We start from the raw sequence: 15,548 nt of genomic DNA on the forward strand, positions 1-15,548 counted from the left end.
GAGTTATGGATATGGATGTATTGATGGCGCCCATTATTATTTTCATGGTGATAGTGGCACCCATATGGCTGGTTCTGCATTACCGCAGCAAGCGGCAGGTGAGCCAGGGACTTTCCGACGAAGAGTTTAAACAGCTTAACGAACTCATCGCCCTGGCTGACAAGATGGATCAGCGTATCGAGACTCTGGAAGCTATTCTGGACGCCGAGTCTCCTGAGTGGAGGAACAAGCATGAGCACGCGTGATGGCAGGACCCTCTATCGCATACCCCAGCAAGGCAAAATCGCCGGGGTCTGCGCCGGAGTCGCCGAGTACTTCGGCTTCGAGACCTGGTTGGTGCGAGTGGTGGCAGTGTCCATCTTCCTCCTTGGCGGCTCAGGTATCATCTTCATTCTTTACGTGGCCCTGTGGATGATTTTGGATGTGAAGCCGGCATCCACCAAAGTCCACGACGACATCAGTGACATCGAGGTCAAGCGCAAGGTCTGGCAGGCCGGAGAACCCGCCAAACAGGCACTGGCCGATGTGAACAGTCGCTTTCGCTCCCTGGAGTCAAGGCTTAGGTCACTCGAGCGTTACGTGACATCAGACAACTACGACTTAAAGCGGCAAATCAATAACCTTTAAGTTAACTACGGGCGACTCGGTCGCCCTTTGTCTTTGTTGGCAGCGTATAAAACAAAGACGTCGTTAAGGGAATGACACAGGAGATTCTATGGCGAGCAGCCCGGTGGATAAACTCACACAAAAGGCACGCGATCTGCTGGCAAGGAGCACAGACCGGCATTTAAGACTGGCGGTAACCGGTCTCTCGGGGGCAGGGAAAACCGCCTTTATCACCGGCCTTGTCCATCAGCTTCTGAGTGCCACCGCTGCAAACGATAAAAACCTGCCACTGTGGCAGGTGAGCCGCGATGAAAGGCTGGTTGGGGTTCGCCGCGCCAGTCAGCCAGACTTAAACATTGCCAGTTTTGACCTCCAGGGGGCACTCTCGGCCTTATCACAGATGCCGCCAAGCTGGCCTGCATCTACCCGCAATTTGTCTGAGCTCAGGCTCGAAATCCGCTATCGCCCCAAAGGCGGCTTGTTATCAAAACTCTCAGATGTGTCCACCCTGTATCTCGATTTGGTGGATTATCCCGGTGAATGGCTTTTGGACTTACCCATGCTGCGTCAGGACTATGCCAGCTGGAGTCAGAGCGTGTTTGCCGCCATCAACAAGCGCACACCATCGGAGTCGCTCAGCGCTTTTCTCGACGCGGCGAGCCGGGTTCGCCTCGATGAGCCCTTAAGCGATGAAGAATTTGAGCGCATCGCAGGCCTGTATCGCGCCTACCTTGAAGAGTCGGTACATAGCCAGGGCTATTATTTTGCCCAGCCAGGACGCATGTTGCTGCCTGGGGAGCTTGAAGGCGCGCCGCTGCTGGCGTTCTTCCCGCTGCCGTTGGATGAGGCGGCCCATAAGCGGGCCGCCGAGGCAGGCAAAGACAGCGCCTACGGCCAGCTTTGTCGCCGTTACCGTGAATATGTGGATGCGGTGGTCGAGCCCTTCTTTAAACGTCACTTTGCCCGTTTTGACCGGCAATTGGTGCTGGTGGACTGCTTCAGTGCGCTGAATCGTGGCCGAGCCCAGTTTGAAGACATGAGCCTGGCGCTGGATGGTATTCTTGAAAGTTTCAGGTTCGGTCAGTCCAGCCTGATCCGCAGGCTGTTTTCACCCCGCATCGACAAACTGCTGTTTGCCGCCAGTAAAATTGACCACGTGACCCGGGATCAGCAGGGCAGGGTGCTGGGGCTGCTTAAACAAATGCTGGGGCGAAGTGAGCACTTCGCCCGCTTCGAAGGCTGTCAGGTGGAGGCCATGGCCATCAGCGCTATCCGTGCCACCCGGCCGGGGATGGTCAATACCGAAAAAGGCGAGGTGGAAGTGGTCACAGGCACCGAGCTCGCTACTGGCAAGCCCATTACGTTGTTTCCCGGCGAAGTGCCGCAAAGCTTGCCCAAGCCGGATTTCTGGCAAAATCAGGGCTTTGAATTTGTGCAGTTTGCGCCCATGGCCAGAAATGGCGAGAGCCCCATGGCCCATATCCGCCTCGATCATCTGCTGGAATACCTGCTCGGCGATAAGCTTGCCTGAGTGGGAACCAGTTTGTAGCAGGAGATGACTGAAATCATGAAAGACGAGACGCCGCTGGCGCCCGCACGCCGCTTTGAATCCGAGCAGCCAAGCGATGATGCCCTTGCCGGCACCCAACGCTTTGCCGTAGAGACCGAGGTGCGCACCCTCGATGAAACCGAACTTGAACAGGCACTGTCACCCATAGATGCCCATATTACCCTGCAGGGGCTGAAGGGCCGCCGTTGGTCGCCGCTGGCGAAGTGGGCACTCACAGGCCTGGGTGTGCTTGTGGTTACCGAAACCACGCTGGGCTTAATGGATGCCTACCGGCAAAGCCCCTGGCTCTTTGGCCTTTATGGGGTGGTGCTTGGGCTGGTGCTCACCTGGGGGCTTGGTGCCGCCTGGCGCGAGTACCGGCTGCTCAAGCGCCTTAAAGCCACAGATGACGCCAGAGAGCAGGGCGCCCGGATCCGTGAAAGCGTACAAATCGGCGAGGCCGATGCCTTTATCGAGAGCTTAAGTACCAAGGCGCCCGCTGAGGCGCTCAGCAAATTCAAGGGCTTGGTGTGCGATGACCATAACGACGCGGAAAAGCTGACCCTGTACGAGGAGTGTGTACTAACAGCCCAGGATGAGGCCGCCAAACGCAAAGTGAGCCGCTATGCCATGGAGTCGGCAGCGCTGCTGGCGGCAAGCCCTCTGGCGGTGCTGGATATGGGGATCATCCTGTGGCGTAACCAAAAGATGATCCGTGATGTGGCCGACTGCTACGGGGTAGAGCTGGGCTACTGGAGCCGCATCCGGCTTATCCGCGCCATTCTGGTCAATATTTTTTATGCCGGGACCACCGAGCTTGTGACCGACCTTGGCAGTCAACTGCTGTCGGTGGAGATGACAGGCAAGCTGTCAGCCCGCCTGGCTCAGGGGCTCGGCGGCGGACTGCTGACTGCGCGGCTTGGTTACCAGGCGATGGCACTTTGTCGGCCGTTGACCTTTAAAGCGGAGCAGAAACCCAAGCTTTCCCGTATCCATCAGCAACTGCTTGTTGAACTTAAGTCTTTGTTTAGTAGCGCTCTAAATGGCCAGGTGGATAGCCGTCTGCGTCGTAACAAAGATTTTACAAACAGCTGACGCTTAATTCTGCCACGGCCCTTGGCGTTTGCGTCCGGGGCCGTCATGTTAGTGCCCACACCACCGCCACAACCTATAATTTCCTAAGGTGGTGCTTTTGGGAGAGCAGTTTTATGCAGGATAAAAGCAAGTTGGCCACCCAGGTTATCCACGGTGGCCACGAGCGTGACGCCATGGGAGCCCTGGTTAGCCCCCTCTATCAGAGCGCGACCTTTGTGTTCGACAACGCCCGTCAGGGTGGCGCCCGTTTTGCCGGTGACGAGACCGGTTATATCTATACCCGCCTGGGAAACCCCACCACCAGAGAGCTTGAGCGCAAACTCGCCATTCTTGAAGGAGCAGAAGAAGCAGCTGCCACCGCATCCGGAATGGGCGCCGTTTCGGCGGCTCTGCTGGCCAACCTCAGCCAGGACGAGCACCTGATCGCCAGCCGCGCCGTATATGGCTGCACCTTTGCGCTGATGACTGAGCTGATGGCCCGCTTTGGTATTGAAGTGACCTTGGTGGATTTCAAAGAGGCCGGTGCCATCGAGGCTGCGGTCCGTGAGAATACCCGGGTGATTTTCTGTGAAACCCCGGTGAATCCGCATCTGGAAGTGTTTGATTTGGATGCGATTGCCGACATTGGCAAGCGCCGGGGCATTTTAACCATAGTCGACAACACTTTCATGACTCCTCTGCTGCAGCGCCCGCTTGAACATGGCATCGACATGGTTATTCACAGCGCCACCAAGTACCTCAATGGTCACGGCGACGTGATTGCTGGCATGGTAGCCGGTAGCAAAGAGCAGATTGATAAGGTTAAGTACCAGATAATCAAAGATATTGGTGCTGTGATGTCGCCCCACGATGCCTGGCTTATTCTGCGTGGCATGAAGACGCTGGATGTGCGGGTACAGCGCCACTGCGATAATGCGGAAAAACTGGCCGAGTATCTTGAATCCCACCCCAAAGTGGGCCGGGTGTATTATCCGGGGCTTAAAAGCCATCAGGGCCACAGATTTTTGGGCAAACAGATGCGCCGCGCCGGTGGGGTAATAGCCTTTGAGCTTAAATCCGACATGGATGGTTCAATCAACTTTGTTGACAGTCTCAGGCTGTTTACCATTGCTGTGAGCCTCGGGGATGCCGAGTCGCTTATTCAGCATCCGGCTTCCATGACCCACTCCCCCTATACGCCGGAGGCAAGGTTGGAAGCCGGGATCACTGATACGCTGCTTAGGATTTCAGTTGGCCTTGAAGATGTGGACGATCTGATTGCCGATTTGGATCAGGCACTGGCGCGGCTTTGAACTCAGGGCAGCTTTGAAATCAGGGCGGCGCTGAATTGAACTGAACTGCCGCGTGGCTTGCCACAGGGTTCACCTCAGGTGGTTTGAACGTCAGGCAATTACTGCGTGAGCCAAGAAAGCGTAAGTCATTCGCTGAAGACCGCCGATGAGCGCTTCGATGCAAATATTTGCACGGCGCTCATTTTTTATGGGTCAGAATTTTGCAGTTTTATGACAGCTGACTAGAGTTATTTTGTGGCAAGGAAAGGGAGCCCCGGCCACGTTAAACGACTCAAAGGAGTGAATCATGAACAAACTGCTTGTTTGTCTTCTGCTCGGCGCTGCTTGCCATTTACCGCTGTATGCCGCCGACGCCGCCAAAACTGAGCCTGCGGCTAAGGCCCCGGCGACCAATGCCCCGACGCCCAATGCCTCAGTGCAAAAGCACCAAACCAGTAAAATCAGTATTAACAGCGCCACCGAAGCAGAATTACAGCTGCTCAAAGGCATTGGTGAAGCCAAGGCCAAGGCGATTGTTGAGTACCGTAAGCAGTACGGCCGTTTTGCCTCGGTGGAGGATTTGACCAAGGTACCCGGGGTGGGGCAGAAGGTGCTGGACGACAACCGGGATTTATTGAGTCTGTGAAGTCCAAAAGGCCTGCAAATGCAGGCCTTTTGTTTATCTATTGGGCGGTTGATACAGGCTTGCCTGCTAATTTCCCGGATTTACTTGATTTGCGCTTGGCGCTTGGGGGATAATCGGCGCCGTTCCACAATCGTGGAAATCAATGGTGACCCCAGGGTCCCCCCGCAATGATAACCTGTGAACTCGGCCAGGTCCGGAAGGAAGCAACCGCAGCAGGCGACTCGTGTGCCGGGGTGAGGCTCTGGGGGAACCACCCAAATCTGTATCTCCCCCTCGATTTATCAGACCACACCCAGTGCTTGTTTCACCCGAAGTTGTATCAGCTTGCAGAACTATCAACTTGATTCGCTTCACTTATATCCATTGATTATCCATTGATTATCGATAGATACCTGGATCAGTTCGTGGTGACGATTAGGCTGAACTACGACTCCCGAACTGCCGCTCGTTTAGTTAATGGCTCAGTGCACTACTGCTCACTCTACCATTGCTGGTTGGCAGCTCACACTGGCTGATGGCTCAAGCTGCAATATGGCTTGGGGAGGCTCATTCCTGTTCACGCAGCCTTTCGATGTTGCGCTTTTTCAGAAATGCTCTGGATTTTTCCAGCGCCGCCTGAATTTCATTTTTCATTTGCGCCAGCTCGTTGTAATCCTCAAAAAAGTAGGTATCCACCAGATGGCGGATATAACGTACCGGCAATTGATTCAGGGTGATACAGGAGAGATCGGCCAGATAGTCTTCAGGAAGTTCATCCATTAACCCCTCATCGGAGAGGATTTCCATCAGCAGCACTTCATAGTAATTCCGGATTTCGAGTTGCATAGGGCGCTCCGCGTTTTAATTATCCTGTTTCCACAACTGGTTGGCGGCGATAAACAGCTGACTGTGTCTTTCGCTCAAGTGTAGCGGATTTGCACTGTATCCGCCGCCAATGACCGCAGCTATGGGGATCCCGGCTTCCTTTGCCATCCCCAGCACCATCAGGTCGCGTTCAAATAGCCCCTGGGTGCTGACATCCAGATGACCGAGGTTATCATCCCGGTGAATGTCTACTCCCGCATCATAGAGAATGGCGTCTGGTTTTTCCAGACGGATCAGATAGCTGAGGGTTTGGCTCAGGCTGTCCAGGTAGCCCTGATCATCAAGTCCCCGTGGCAAAGGCACATCGTAATCTGAAGGGGGCTTACGGCTTGGGAAATTGGCGTCGCAGTGCAGCGACACACTAATCACATCGTCCATCTTCGCGCACAGGGTGGCGGTGCCATCCCCCTGATGTACATCGCAATCGACAATCATGACCTTGTCAGCGCGGCCTTCATCTATCATCATCCGCGCGGCCAGTGCCAAGTCGTTAAACACGCAATAGCCGCTGCCAAAGTCATGATGTGCATGGTGATAGCCGCCGGCAAGGTGCAGGGCTACGCCATGGGTGAAGGCGAGCCGGGCGCTGGTCACTGTGCCCCCAAGGGAGTGCAGGGTTCGAATAACCAAGTCTTCACTCCAGGGGAAGCCGAGCCGCCGTATTGCCACCGGGGCAAGGCTGCCCTCCAAGAAGGCTTCCACGTAAGTTTTGTCGTGAATAAGGCGGATATCGGCGCCGGAAACCGGCTCTGGAGAGATAAACTGAGATTCACAAACAAGCCCATGCTCCAGCAGATATTGCCGGAGATGGGCGTATTTGGTGATAGGAAATTGATGCTTGGGCGGCAACACCAGCCGGGAATAGCTGGTGTGATAGACCAGTGGGATCATCTTAGAGCTGTTTAATGGCCCAGCTCATGAATTCCTTACGGGTTTTCTCATCGGCCTGCAGCCACCAGTATTGCAGCATCTGCTGGGCATGGTCGCCAGCCTGGGCCGGTGGCACTGGGCTGGTGGCCTGAGGCGCCTGGGCTGCAGTGGCAGCAACAGGTGCGCTTTGGCTGACAGGTGCCACAGGGGCAGATGCAGCGGCAACCGCGCCTACACCGGCAGCAGCGGTAGCGGCTGCGGCGGCTTCATCGATGTCCACGCCTTTGCTGCCACCAAACAGGCGGTCAACAAAGCTGTCTTCTTTGTAGTCGGTCTGGAAAACCTTGTAGCTCACTTCGCCCTTGTCGGCGCGGGTCACAACAACCTGAGGCGCTTTGGCAAACTGCTTGGGCTGCTTGACGACTTCGCCGCTGGCAGGTTTCAGGAAGTAATCATGGTCGCCATCTACCCTCAGGGTCACAATAAAGGGGGCAGACTTGATAAAGCTTTGGCTGTCACTGAAGTCGTCTTCCACCATGTCGTGGTAGCGGATAGCAATTTTGTGGGTACCCGGGGCCAGATCAAGCTCGGCTTTGTGGGTGAAGCTATTGGTGGAAATTTGCTGGCCATCCAGTGCCAGGTACTCAAATGACATGGGAATGGTGAGACTGCCGGCAAACACCGAAGATGAGGCGGCCAGCGCAAGCAAAGCGCCGACAGGCAAAACTGATTTCATTGTTGCTCCTTAACGATTGTAACTTTGATGTGGCCGCTCGAAAGCCTGAATGCGGTCTTCGATATAGCTGATTGCCTGACGGCATTTTCCCAGCCGGCGGTGCATCAAAAGGATCTCATTTTGCGCTTTGATTTTGTCAGCACCGTGACAATTTTCAAGCATTGTTTCCAGCTCTTCGATTTTTGACTCTATTTTTCTGGCCCAGTTCAAATGTTTATTCAATTCTTCGTAAAGTAAGTGGCTGTTTTGCATCACGCCGGCGGCTATCCAGGTAAAACCGCTGTTGTCGTGTTGCCGCTGGCGGCTGCTGAGCATCCGCTCCCGTGCACTCGCTTTGGCCTGTGCCTGGGCTTTGACGTTGATGCCGGTGGTCACCAGCGCTCGCTTCACGGCGCTGAATCTGTCGTTAATCCGTTCACAGGCGGCAATGATGGTGCCGGCGTTAAGATTGAGCTTAAGTCGCTGTTCCAGCTGCTTTATGTCTTTTTCAATCTGAGCGATGCACGGGTGGAGCTGCGCGCCATGCTGAACAAACAGCTCATTGTTGAAGCGTTCGGTATCCTGCATCAGCTTACGACTGTGGGGCGCCAGGGCGGCATCGTGCTGCAATACTTCCTGCTCCAGCGTTTTAAGCTGGCTCTTTAACCTTGCAAGCAGTGCGTCGTATTTCAAAACCAGGCTCTCCAGGCGAGTTGGAAGGATGCGGCTATGACTATCAGAATAAAGAGTGGCCGGATAAAAGGAAGCCCAAATTGGATGGCGCTGCGCGCCCCAAGGTAGGAGCCCGCCATCATGCAGGCACCAAGAAACAGACCAACAGCCAGATTAACCTGTCCCAGCAGTAAAAACATCAATAGCGCCGTGCTGTTGCTGATAAAGGTCATCGCCCGCGCCAGGGCGCAGTTTTGCAGTACCGGTAAACGATACAGGCGGCTGGAGCTCAGGGTCCAGAAGGCGCCGATGCCAGGACCCGCGTAACCATCGTAAAATCCAAGTGGCAGCCCCTGCAACCATTGCCGCTTCGGCCCCGGCGCGCGCTCGCGGCTTTTTGCCTCGGCGTGCTCAATGGCGCCTGGGCTTAACAAGGTGTAAATGGCGATGGCCATGATGATAAGTGGCAGCAGCTTGGCCAGCACGGTTTCAGAGGTGAGATACACCGCCAGGGTGCCAAAGAGGGCGCCAATGAAAGTGGCGATTGCTGCACTGTACCAAAAGCCGGGCACAAACAGCTGTTTGCGGTAGTAGGTTAAGGCCGACATCGCCGAGCCAAAGCAGGCTGACAGTTTGTTGGTACCCAGCGCAAGATGGGGCGGCAGCCCCAGCGTCAGTAGCGCCGGGATTGACAGCAGTCCACCACCACCGACCACGGCGTCGATAAATCCAGCCAGGAGCCCGACCGCCGCCAAAATGGCCAGACTGGTCGGGTCAAGCAGTAAGTCCAAATTCAATCCTATTCAATGACCCGGCGGTACGGCGGCAGGGCATCGAGCAGCGATTTGCCATAACGTTTACTCACCAGGCGCCGGTCCAAAATGGTGATCCTGCCATAGTCCTGCTCTTTACGCAGCAAACGGCCGCAACTTTGAATGAGTTTACGTGAAGCATCGGGAATGGTCAGCTGCAAAAACGGATTGCCACCCTTGGCCTTGATGTACTCGGCATGGGCCTGCTCCACCGGTGAGGTGGGCACGGCAAAGGGCAGCTTGGTCACGATAAGGTTGGTGAGATAGTCACCGGGCAAATCGAGACCCTCAGAGAAGCTGCCGGTGCCGAACATCAGCGATGGTTTGCCTTCATCACAGCGCTTCTTGTGGTTTTCCAGCAGCAGCTGGCGCGGCGCATTACCTTGAATCAGCAGCGGAATTTTAAGTTTGGGGCCGAGGATCTCAGCCACTTTCTCCATTTGCCAGTAAGAAGCAAACAGCACCAGGCTGGCCATCTCATTTTCAGTCAGCTTTAAAATGTGTTCCGCCAGCTCTTCGGTGTAGCTGTCGTCGGTGGGCTCAGTGCGCATCTTCGGCAAATACAGGGTCGCGTTATTCTCAAAGTCGAAGGGCGATTGCAGCGCCAGATAACGGCTGCCGTCGTGGAGCGACAATCCCACCTGATGGGCGAAATAATCAAATTGATTCAAGGCCCTTAAGGTGGCACTGCACAGCACCACGCCGGCGGCTTTCTCCCACAGCATGGATTCGAGCATAAAGCCCACTTCAATGGGGGAGGCGCAAAACAGATAGTCCGGCAGCTTTCCGGCGGATAACAGTTCAATCCAGCGCGCGGTGGGGGCGCCTTTTTTGCTGTCTTCCTTGGCCATCATCTTCCACAGTTTGTGAAGGTTTTCGAGCCGCTGCAGCATAAAACCGGTTTCGGTTTGTAAACTGTCGGCCTGATGGCGGGGGATGTCGCCATCTTTGATGGCTTCGGCGAGCAGCAACTGCATCTTGTTGAATTGCTTTAGCGCGCCGCTGCTGGCCGTGGTGAGGTTTTCGGCGTGACGCTTCAGCACCTCTGGCAACTCGCCGTTGTTGAAGCGCAGGCGGTTTTCCGGGTTATCAAACCTGGCGCGCTCGCCATCGCAGTAATGGGCCACCTGATTGAGCATGCCCACCAGATCGCCCACATGGTCCTGCATCGCCTGCGCAGGGGCGATGATGTTGTTGCTTTTAATCTGGTTTTGCAGTTTGGCGGCCGTTTTACCGATTTTCTCCAGCCAATCGGCGGCCCCCCTCAGCGTAGCCTGAGCGCTGGAGAAGTCGCGGGCCACCACCGGCAGGTGATGGGCTTCGTCGATAACGTAAAACATCTCTTCGGGATCCGGCAGGATCACCCCGCCGCCCAGTTCCAGATCCGCAAACAGCAGACTGTGGTTGGCAATCAGCACATCCCAGGTATCCACGTCTTCCCGCGCTTTGTGGAACGGGCAGTTGCGGTGGCTGGCATTTTGCCGATGGCAGGAGTGCTTGTCGCAGGCAATTTGTTGCCACAAATGGTCCGGCAGCGGCGTTTCCAGGGTGTCGATTTCACCGTTCCACAGCCCTTTATGGTAGTCCTGATGCAGTTTTTGCAGCATTTCAACCTGTGCCGTATCGGGTTTGGTCTGCCACATGGCCATCTGGGTGCCGTTGTTATCGCCAATCAGCATCTCAAGCTTGGCCAGACACACGTAGCGCTGGCGGCCTTTCACCAAACCAAAGCGGAAATTGAGCCCGGACTGAGCGAGGAAAAAGGGCAGATCCTGATGCAGCAGCTGTTCTTGCAGCGCTACGGTGGCGGTGGCAATGCAGACCTTTTTCTTGGTGCTCAGCGCCAGCGGAATGGTGCCGAGAATATAGGAGAGCGACTTACCGATCCCCGTGCCCGCCTCAACCACGATAATGCGCCTGTGCTTGTCGTATTCCCCTGCCAGCGTCTTGGAGATCTCGGCCACCATATAGTTTTGCTCGCGCCGGGAGCGGAAATTCGGCAGCGCGGCAGCGATGTCCTTATAGATGGCACGAACTTGGGTTTTAACTTTGTCTGGCAGCATGGGGCTCTCTACAGGCGCGATAATGCTGTACATAATAACAGTGATTGCTTAGGCTAAGAACCCTGCATCACTCGAATATGGCTGTTTTTTGCCCCATCACCATGAATTCATCCCACGCTGCCCCAGGTTCTGAGCCTGAGCTTGAATCAAGTTCAGGCGCTGCCAATCGCAAAGCACAACCTGCACAGCTTGTGAAAGGACGGGTGCTGACCCGAAGTGTGACGCAGCGCGGCGGCGAAACAGTGCTTGAGTACTTTGTGAAAACGCCCACCGGGCCGCTGCGGGTGGAAGTGCCAGAGCAAAAGGTGCTGGCGTTTTGCCCGCAGGCAGACGCTCCGGCGCTCACAGCTCAGTTCAGCGCCGAGGACGTCAGCGCCAAGCCGCTTGAGCTTAAAAGCTTTGATATGCGCAGTGTCAGTGGCCTTTATTGCCGTAATCCCCAGGTGATGCGCCGCCTGATTGCCCGTGCCGCCGAGCTGGATATCCCCCTTTATGAGGCCGATATCAAGGCCGAGCAGCGGTTTCTTATCGAGCGCTTTGTCGCTCTCGATGGCGAGTTCTATGGGCAGTTTTCCAAAGATAACAAAAGCTTTGTCGCATCCAGAGTCAGAAACGCACCGGCGGACATCTCGCTTAGTGCGGTGTCGCTCGATATCGAATGTAGCTTCGCTGGTGAGCTGTATTCCATCGGGCTATATGGCGACTGCGAGCCACTGGTGCTGATGGTCGGTGCAGAAGGCTCTGGCGAGGCCACACTGAGGCATACCCACAATGGCGAGCCTCAGGACGTACCTGTTTTGTGGGTGGCCGATGAACTGGCGCTGCTGCTGGCACTGCAGGATTGGTTTTATCGGGTGGATCCGGACGTGCTGCTTGGCTGGTCGGTGGTGACCTTCGATTTATCGCTGTTATGGCGGCGCGCCAGACACCACGGCATACGTCTGAATATAGGTCGTTTCGGCCGGCCCCTTGGCTGGAAGGTGGAGGATAAACACAGGCCCGAAACCCTGGATTTACCCGGCAGGGTGGTGCTGGATGGCATAGATTGGCTTAAGGCGGCTTTTTATCAGTTCGACAGCTTTGCCCTGGACGCGGTTGCCAATGAAATGCTCGGCGAAGGCAAAGCCATCCACAACCCGGAAGACCGAGGTGAGGAAATTACCCGGCTGTTTAATGAAGATAAGCCGGCGCTGGCCTATTACAACCTCACCGATTGCCGTTTGGTGTGGGATATTTTTGCTCATACCGATTTGATTAATTTTGCGCTGGAGCGGGCGCGGCTTACCGGGCTTGAGTTTGGCCGGGTAGGGGCGAGCGTGGCGGCTTTCAATCATCTGTATTTGCCCCACCTGCACAGGGCCGGGTTTGTGGCGCCTGTGATGGCCAAAGAGCCGGGGCCGGACAGCCCTGGCGGCTACGTAATGGACTCGCTGCCAGGGCTTTACCGCAATGTATTGGTGCTGGATTTTAAAAGCCTGTACCCATCGATTATCCGTACCTTTTTGATTGATCCCAAGGGGCTGGTGCTGGGGCTTGCCGAAGACGAGCAGGACACAGTGCCCGGGTTTCGCGGCGCCCGCTTCAGTCGCCGCGCCCCTATTTTGCCAGAGCTGATTAAATCCCTGGCGCAGCGGCGTGAACAGGCTAAAGCCATGGGCAATGCGCCCATGTCGCAGGCGGTAAAAATTATAATGAACTCGCTGTATGGAGTGCTTGGCTCCCGCGGCTGCGTGTTTCACGATTATCGCCTGGCAAGCTCCATTACCCTGCGGGGCCATGAAATCATGCAAACCACCCGCAAGTGGATTGAAGCCGAAGGCTATACCGTGATTTATGGCGATACCGACTCAACCTTTGTGTGGCTGGGTGATGAAGCGCCCGATGCAGATGCCACCGGTAAACGTCTGGTTGAAATGGTTAATCAGCGCTGGCGTAACACTCTGGCTGAAACCCTGAACATAGACAGCCACCTCGAGCTTGAGTTTGAGCGTCACTATCACAGGTTTTTTATGCCCACACTGCGCCATTCCACAGAGGGCAGCAAGAAGCGCTATGTTGGCCAGTATCAGCATGCCGCTGAGCGGCCGCTGGTGTTTAAAGGCATGGAGCAGGTGCGAAGCGATTGGACGCCGCTGGCAAGGCGAGTACAACACGAGCTGTATCGACGTCTGTTTGAGGATGAAGATGTGCTTGGCTTTATGCGTGACACCGAAAAGGCGCTGTTCGGCGGGCTACTCGACAAAGAACTGGTGTTTAAGAAGCGGCTCAAACGGGATATCAGCCAGTACACCGCCAAGTCGGCCCCCCATGTAAAAGCAGCAACCGCCTGGGTAAAGGCTACCGGCGATGAGTCAAAGGGCAAAAGGGGCACCCGAATCGAGTATGTCTTTACCAAGGCAGGGGCCGAGCCGTTGGGCTTTAGGTCGTTACCCATTGACTATGACTATTATTTCGACAAACAACTGATGCCCATTTTGGAGCCTATTTTGGCTGTTCTGAAAGTTAATTACCAAAAAGAGGGCGCTGAGCAACTCTTGTTAATTTAGTGTTTTTTCGATGGTGCTTGACCAATTTAGTGGTTAACCACGGGTTAAAATTCTGCGCAAATCCTGTTTTTTGGTGTTCTTTGTGTGATTTTTAACACGTTTGTCAGAGTTTTTTCTTTGGTGGTTAGTTCGGTGTTTGCTAATCTGCGCAGGACCAGGATGGAAATAAAATTACGGATATGTCCTGCGGCTCAAATAGAAAGGTTAGGCACCCATGAACAAGACCATGTTAGCCAGCAGCATCATCGCACTGCTGACCATTCCAACGGCTTCGGCCATTGAAATCTACAAAGATGACAAAAATGCCGTATCTATCGGCGGCTTTATCGACGCACGCGTCATCAACACGCAAGACACCACGGAAGTGGTGAACGGTGCCTCGCGAATTAATTTTGGTTTCGAACGTCAGCTCAGCAACGACTGGAAAGCCTTCGCACTGGTGGAGTGGGGCATTAACCCCTTTGGCAGCAGCGAAATCGTTTACAACAACAAATTTGAGTCAGTACAGGACGAGTTCTTCTATAACCGTCTTGGCTACGCCGGTTTGAGCCACGACACCTGGGGTACGCTGACCATTGGTAAGCAATGGGGTGCCTGGTACGACGTGGTGTATGGCACCAACTATGGCTTTGTGTGGGACGGTAACGCAGCGGGCGTCTACACCTATAACAAAGACGACGGCGCCGTAAACGGTGTTGGTCGTGGTGACAAAGTGGTGCAGTATCGCAACACCCTGGGCGATTTCAGCTTTGCCGTACAGGCGCAGCTGAAAAACAGCACCTTCTTTACCTGTGATTTCGACGATATCACCCAGGAAGCCTGTGAAGACAAGTGGAACGCCGGCGAGCGTGCAGCTCAGCAGGTGGAATACAACTATACCTACGGCGGCGCTGTAACCTGGCAGGCCATGGACAAACTGGCCATTGCCTTGGGTGCCAACCGCGGTGAGTTCGACGTGACCTATGGTAACGGCGAGCGTATCACTGCCGTTGACCTCATCTACGGTATGGGCGTGACCTGGGGCAACTTTGATGCCGATGGTTTCTACGCCTCTGCCAATGTGAACTACAACGAAAACCACGACACCGACAACATTGGTCGTCTGATCAAAGAAGCCTACGGTGTTGAAACCCTGTTTTCGTACAAGTTTGAAAACGGCTTCCGCACCTTCGTGTCTTACAACCTGCTGGATGCCGGCAGCGACTACGTGATCCAGCCAAACTACAATGCTGATCCAAACGACGTGTTCAAGCGTCAGTTCGTGGTAGCTGGCTTGCACTACGTTTGGGACAAAGACACCGTGCTTTACGTGGAAGGTCGTAAAGACTTCAGCGACTTCTCCAGCGCAGATCAAGAGCAGGAAGCCAGAATGGCCCTGTCGGAAGACGACGGCATCGCCATCGGTATCCGTTACTCGCTCTAAGCAGAAAGCCAGTCGAGTAATTTGTTATCAGTTGATTAAGCCGGGCATACGCCCGGCTTTTTTATTGACCAAATATTCAAGAGATTGAATTGGTGGTTATCGTTGATTTCGATTGGAATAGCCGACAAATGCAGGTTTTCCCATGGATAAATGCGTCAACGATCTGACCAAGAGTGTTTTTGGTTGTTTTATCAACAAATGTCAATTTATGTAAAAGATTAAATAATTGTTAATAGTGGGTGGCAGGAAGAGCTTGATGACTTCATTCTATGTCTTTGTAAGTAAGGAGGAATCTTCATCATTTGGTGGTTTTTTGTGCGCATTGTTGTGAGTTTTTTACTCGATCAAACTGGAGTGGGTGTGTCGCATCTGTTGCTGGATGTTGAAAAGTTGTGTTTTATGTGTTTCCATCCATC

At 54.6% G+C, this 15,548-nt stretch carries 14 protein-coding genes and 1 other RNA gene; 9 read left to right on the forward strand and 6 right to left on the reverse strand.

Features of this window, described 5'->3' with window-relative positions:
* The first annotated feature begins 5 nt into the window (after window positions 1-5).
* From pspB to ffs, 7 genes are all read left to right on the forward strand, one after another.
* Entirely contained in the window at window positions 6-245 is a 240-nt protein-coding gene (gene pspB, locus STH12_RS03995) for an envelope stress response membrane protein PspB (RefSeq protein ID WP_126166361.1), read from the forward strand.
* Window positions 232-627 carry an envelope stress response membrane protein PspC gene (gene pspC, locus STH12_RS04000; RefSeq protein WP_126166362.1) on the forward strand — a complete coding sequence of 132 codons (396 nt, stop codon included), beginning with the start codon at window positions 232-234 and terminating at the stop codon, window positions 625-627. Before pspB ends, pspC begins: the two co-directional genes overlap by 14 nt.
* A gap of 88 nt (window positions 628-715) precedes the next feature.
* Window positions 716-2,137: a YcjX family GTP-binding protein gene (locus STH12_RS04005; protein WP_126166363.1), complete on the forward strand. Its 1,422-nt coding sequence runs from the start codon at window positions 716-718 to the stop codon at window positions 2,135-2,137.
* Window positions 2,138-2,161: 24 nt separating this feature from the next.
* Window positions 2,162-3,250 carry a TIGR01620 family protein gene (locus STH12_RS04010; RefSeq protein ID WP_126166364.1) on the forward strand — a complete coding sequence of 363 codons (1,089 nt, stop codon included), beginning with the start codon at window positions 2,162-2,164 and terminating at the stop codon, window positions 3,248-3,250.
* A 113-nt stretch (window positions 3,251-3,363) separates the two neighbouring features.
* Complete coding sequence (megL, locus tag STH12_RS04015; RefSeq protein ID WP_126166365.1) at window positions 3,364-4,542, forward strand: methionine gamma-lyase; 1,179 nt, start codon at window positions 3,364-3,366, stop codon at window positions 4,540-4,542.
* Window positions 4,543-4,828: 286 nt separating this feature from the next.
* Window positions 4,829-5,167 carry a ComEA family DNA-binding protein gene (locus tag STH12_RS04020; RefSeq protein WP_126166366.1) on the forward strand — a complete coding sequence of 113 codons (339 nt, stop codon included), beginning with the start codon at window positions 4,829-4,831 and terminating at the stop codon, window positions 5,165-5,167.
* Window positions 5,168-5,318: 151 nt separating this feature from the next.
* Window positions 5,319-5,415, forward strand: an RNA gene (gene ffs / locus STH12_RS04025) — signal recognition particle sRNA small type.
* Window positions 5,416-5,713: 298 nt separating this feature from the next.
* Here ffs and STH12_RS04030 read toward each other — a convergent pair.
* From STH12_RS04030 to dinG, 6 genes are read right to left on the reverse strand one after another with little or no spacing between them, the layout of a single operon-like run.
* Window positions 5,714-5,992 (reverse strand): late competence development ComFB family protein, encoded by a 279-nt coding sequence (locus STH12_RS04030; RefSeq protein ID WP_126166367.1) that lies wholly within the window; start codon window positions 5,990-5,992, stop codon window positions 5,714-5,716.
* A gap of 15 nt (window positions 5,993-6,007) precedes the next feature.
* The gene (locus STH12_RS04035) at window positions 6,008-6,922 is read right to left on the reverse strand and encodes a histone deacetylase family protein (protein ID WP_126166368.1); all 915 of its coding nucleotides are present in this window, start codon (window positions 6,920-6,922) and stop codon (window positions 6,008-6,010) included.
* Between the two features lies 1 nt (window position 6,923).
* Window positions 6,924-7,637 carry a DUF2057 domain-containing protein gene (locus STH12_RS04040; protein WP_126166369.1) on the reverse strand — a complete coding sequence of 238 codons (714 nt, stop codon included), beginning with the start codon at window positions 7,635-7,637 and terminating at the stop codon, window positions 6,924-6,926.
* A gap of 9 nt (window positions 7,638-7,646) precedes the next feature.
* The gene (locus STH12_RS04045) at window positions 7,647-8,309 is read right to left on the reverse strand and encodes a primosomal replication protein (protein ID WP_126166370.1); all 663 of its coding nucleotides are present in this window, start codon (window positions 8,307-8,309) and stop codon (window positions 7,647-7,649) included.
* Entirely contained in the window at window positions 8,306-9,079 is a 774-nt protein-coding gene (locus tag STH12_RS04050; protein ID WP_126166371.1) for a TSUP family transporter, read from the reverse strand. Before STH12_RS04050 ends, STH12_RS04045 begins: the two co-directional genes overlap by 4 nt.
* 8 nt (window positions 9,080-9,087) lie before the next feature.
* Complete coding sequence (gene dinG, locus STH12_RS04055) at window positions 9,088-11,163, reverse strand: ATP-dependent DNA helicase DinG (RefSeq protein WP_126169410.1); 2,076 nt, start codon at window positions 11,161-11,163, stop codon at window positions 9,088-9,090.
* 77 nt (window positions 11,164-11,240) lie between these two features.
* Here dinG and STH12_RS04060 point away from each other — a divergent pair, with 77 nt between their 5' ends.
* Window positions 11,241-13,709: a DNA polymerase II gene (locus STH12_RS04060; RefSeq protein WP_237158741.1), complete on the forward strand. Its 2,469-nt coding sequence runs from the start codon at window positions 11,241-11,243 to the stop codon at window positions 13,707-13,709.
* Window positions 13,710-13,923: 214 nt separating this feature from the next.
* A complete protein-coding gene (locus STH12_RS04065; protein ID WP_126166372.1) occupies window positions 13,924-15,132 on the forward strand; it encodes a porin in 1,209 nt (402 codons plus the stop codon).
* Window positions 15,133-15,548 lie beyond the last annotated feature (416 nt).

Origin of the sequence: Shewanella khirikhana, assembly GCF_003957745.1 — a bacterium.
GTDB classification, from domain to species: Bacteria; Pseudomonadota; Gammaproteobacteria; order Enterobacterales; family Shewanellaceae; genus Shewanella; species Shewanella khirikhana.

What these genes read in the sequence shown, in the direction of transcription:
- pspB (WP_126166361.1), top strand. Translation starts at nt 6, where the DNA reads ATGGATATGGATGTATTGATGGCGCCCATTATTATTTTCATGGTGATA.
- pspC (WP_126166362.1), top strand. Translation starts at nt 232, where the DNA reads ATGAGCACGCGTGATGGCAGGACCCTCTATCGCATACCCCAGCAAGGC.
- STH12_RS04005 (WP_126166363.1), top strand. Translation starts at nt 716, where the DNA reads ATGGCGAGCAGCCCGGTGGATAAACTCACACAAAAGGCACGCGATCTG.
- STH12_RS04010 (WP_126166364.1), top strand. Translation starts at nt 2,162, where the DNA reads ATGACTGAAATCATGAAAGACGAGACGCCGCTGGCGCCCGCACGCCGC.
- megL (WP_126166365.1), top strand. Translation starts at nt 3,364, where the DNA reads ATGCAGGATAAAAGCAAGTTGGCCACCCAGGTTATCCACGGTGGCCAC.
- STH12_RS04020 (WP_126166366.1), top strand. Translation starts at nt 4,829, where the DNA reads ATGAACAAACTGCTTGTTTGTCTTCTGCTCGGCGCTGCTTGCCATTTA.
- STH12_RS04030 (WP_126166367.1), bottom strand. Translation starts at nt 5,992, where the DNA reads ATGCAACTCGAAATCCGGAATTACTATGAAGTGCTGCTGATGGAAATC.
- STH12_RS04035 (WP_126166368.1), bottom strand. Translation starts at nt 6,922, where the DNA reads ATGATCCCACTGGTCTATCACACCAGCTATTCCCGGCTGGTGTTGCCG.
- STH12_RS04040 (WP_126166369.1), bottom strand. Translation starts at nt 7,637, where the DNA reads ATGAAATCAGTTTTGCCTGTCGGCGCTTTGCTTGCGCTGGCCGCCTCA.
- dinG (WP_126169410.1), bottom strand. Translation starts at nt 11,163, where the DNA reads ATGCTGCCAGACAAAGTTAAAACCCAAGTTCGTGCCATCTATAAGGAC.
- STH12_RS04060 (WP_237158741.1), top strand. Translation starts at nt 11,241, where the DNA reads ATGGCTGTTTTTTGCCCCATCACCATGAATTCATCCCACGCTGCCCCA.
- STH12_RS04065 (WP_126166372.1), top strand. Translation starts at nt 13,924, where the DNA reads ATGAACAAGACCATGTTAGCCAGCAGCATCATCGCACTGCTGACCATT.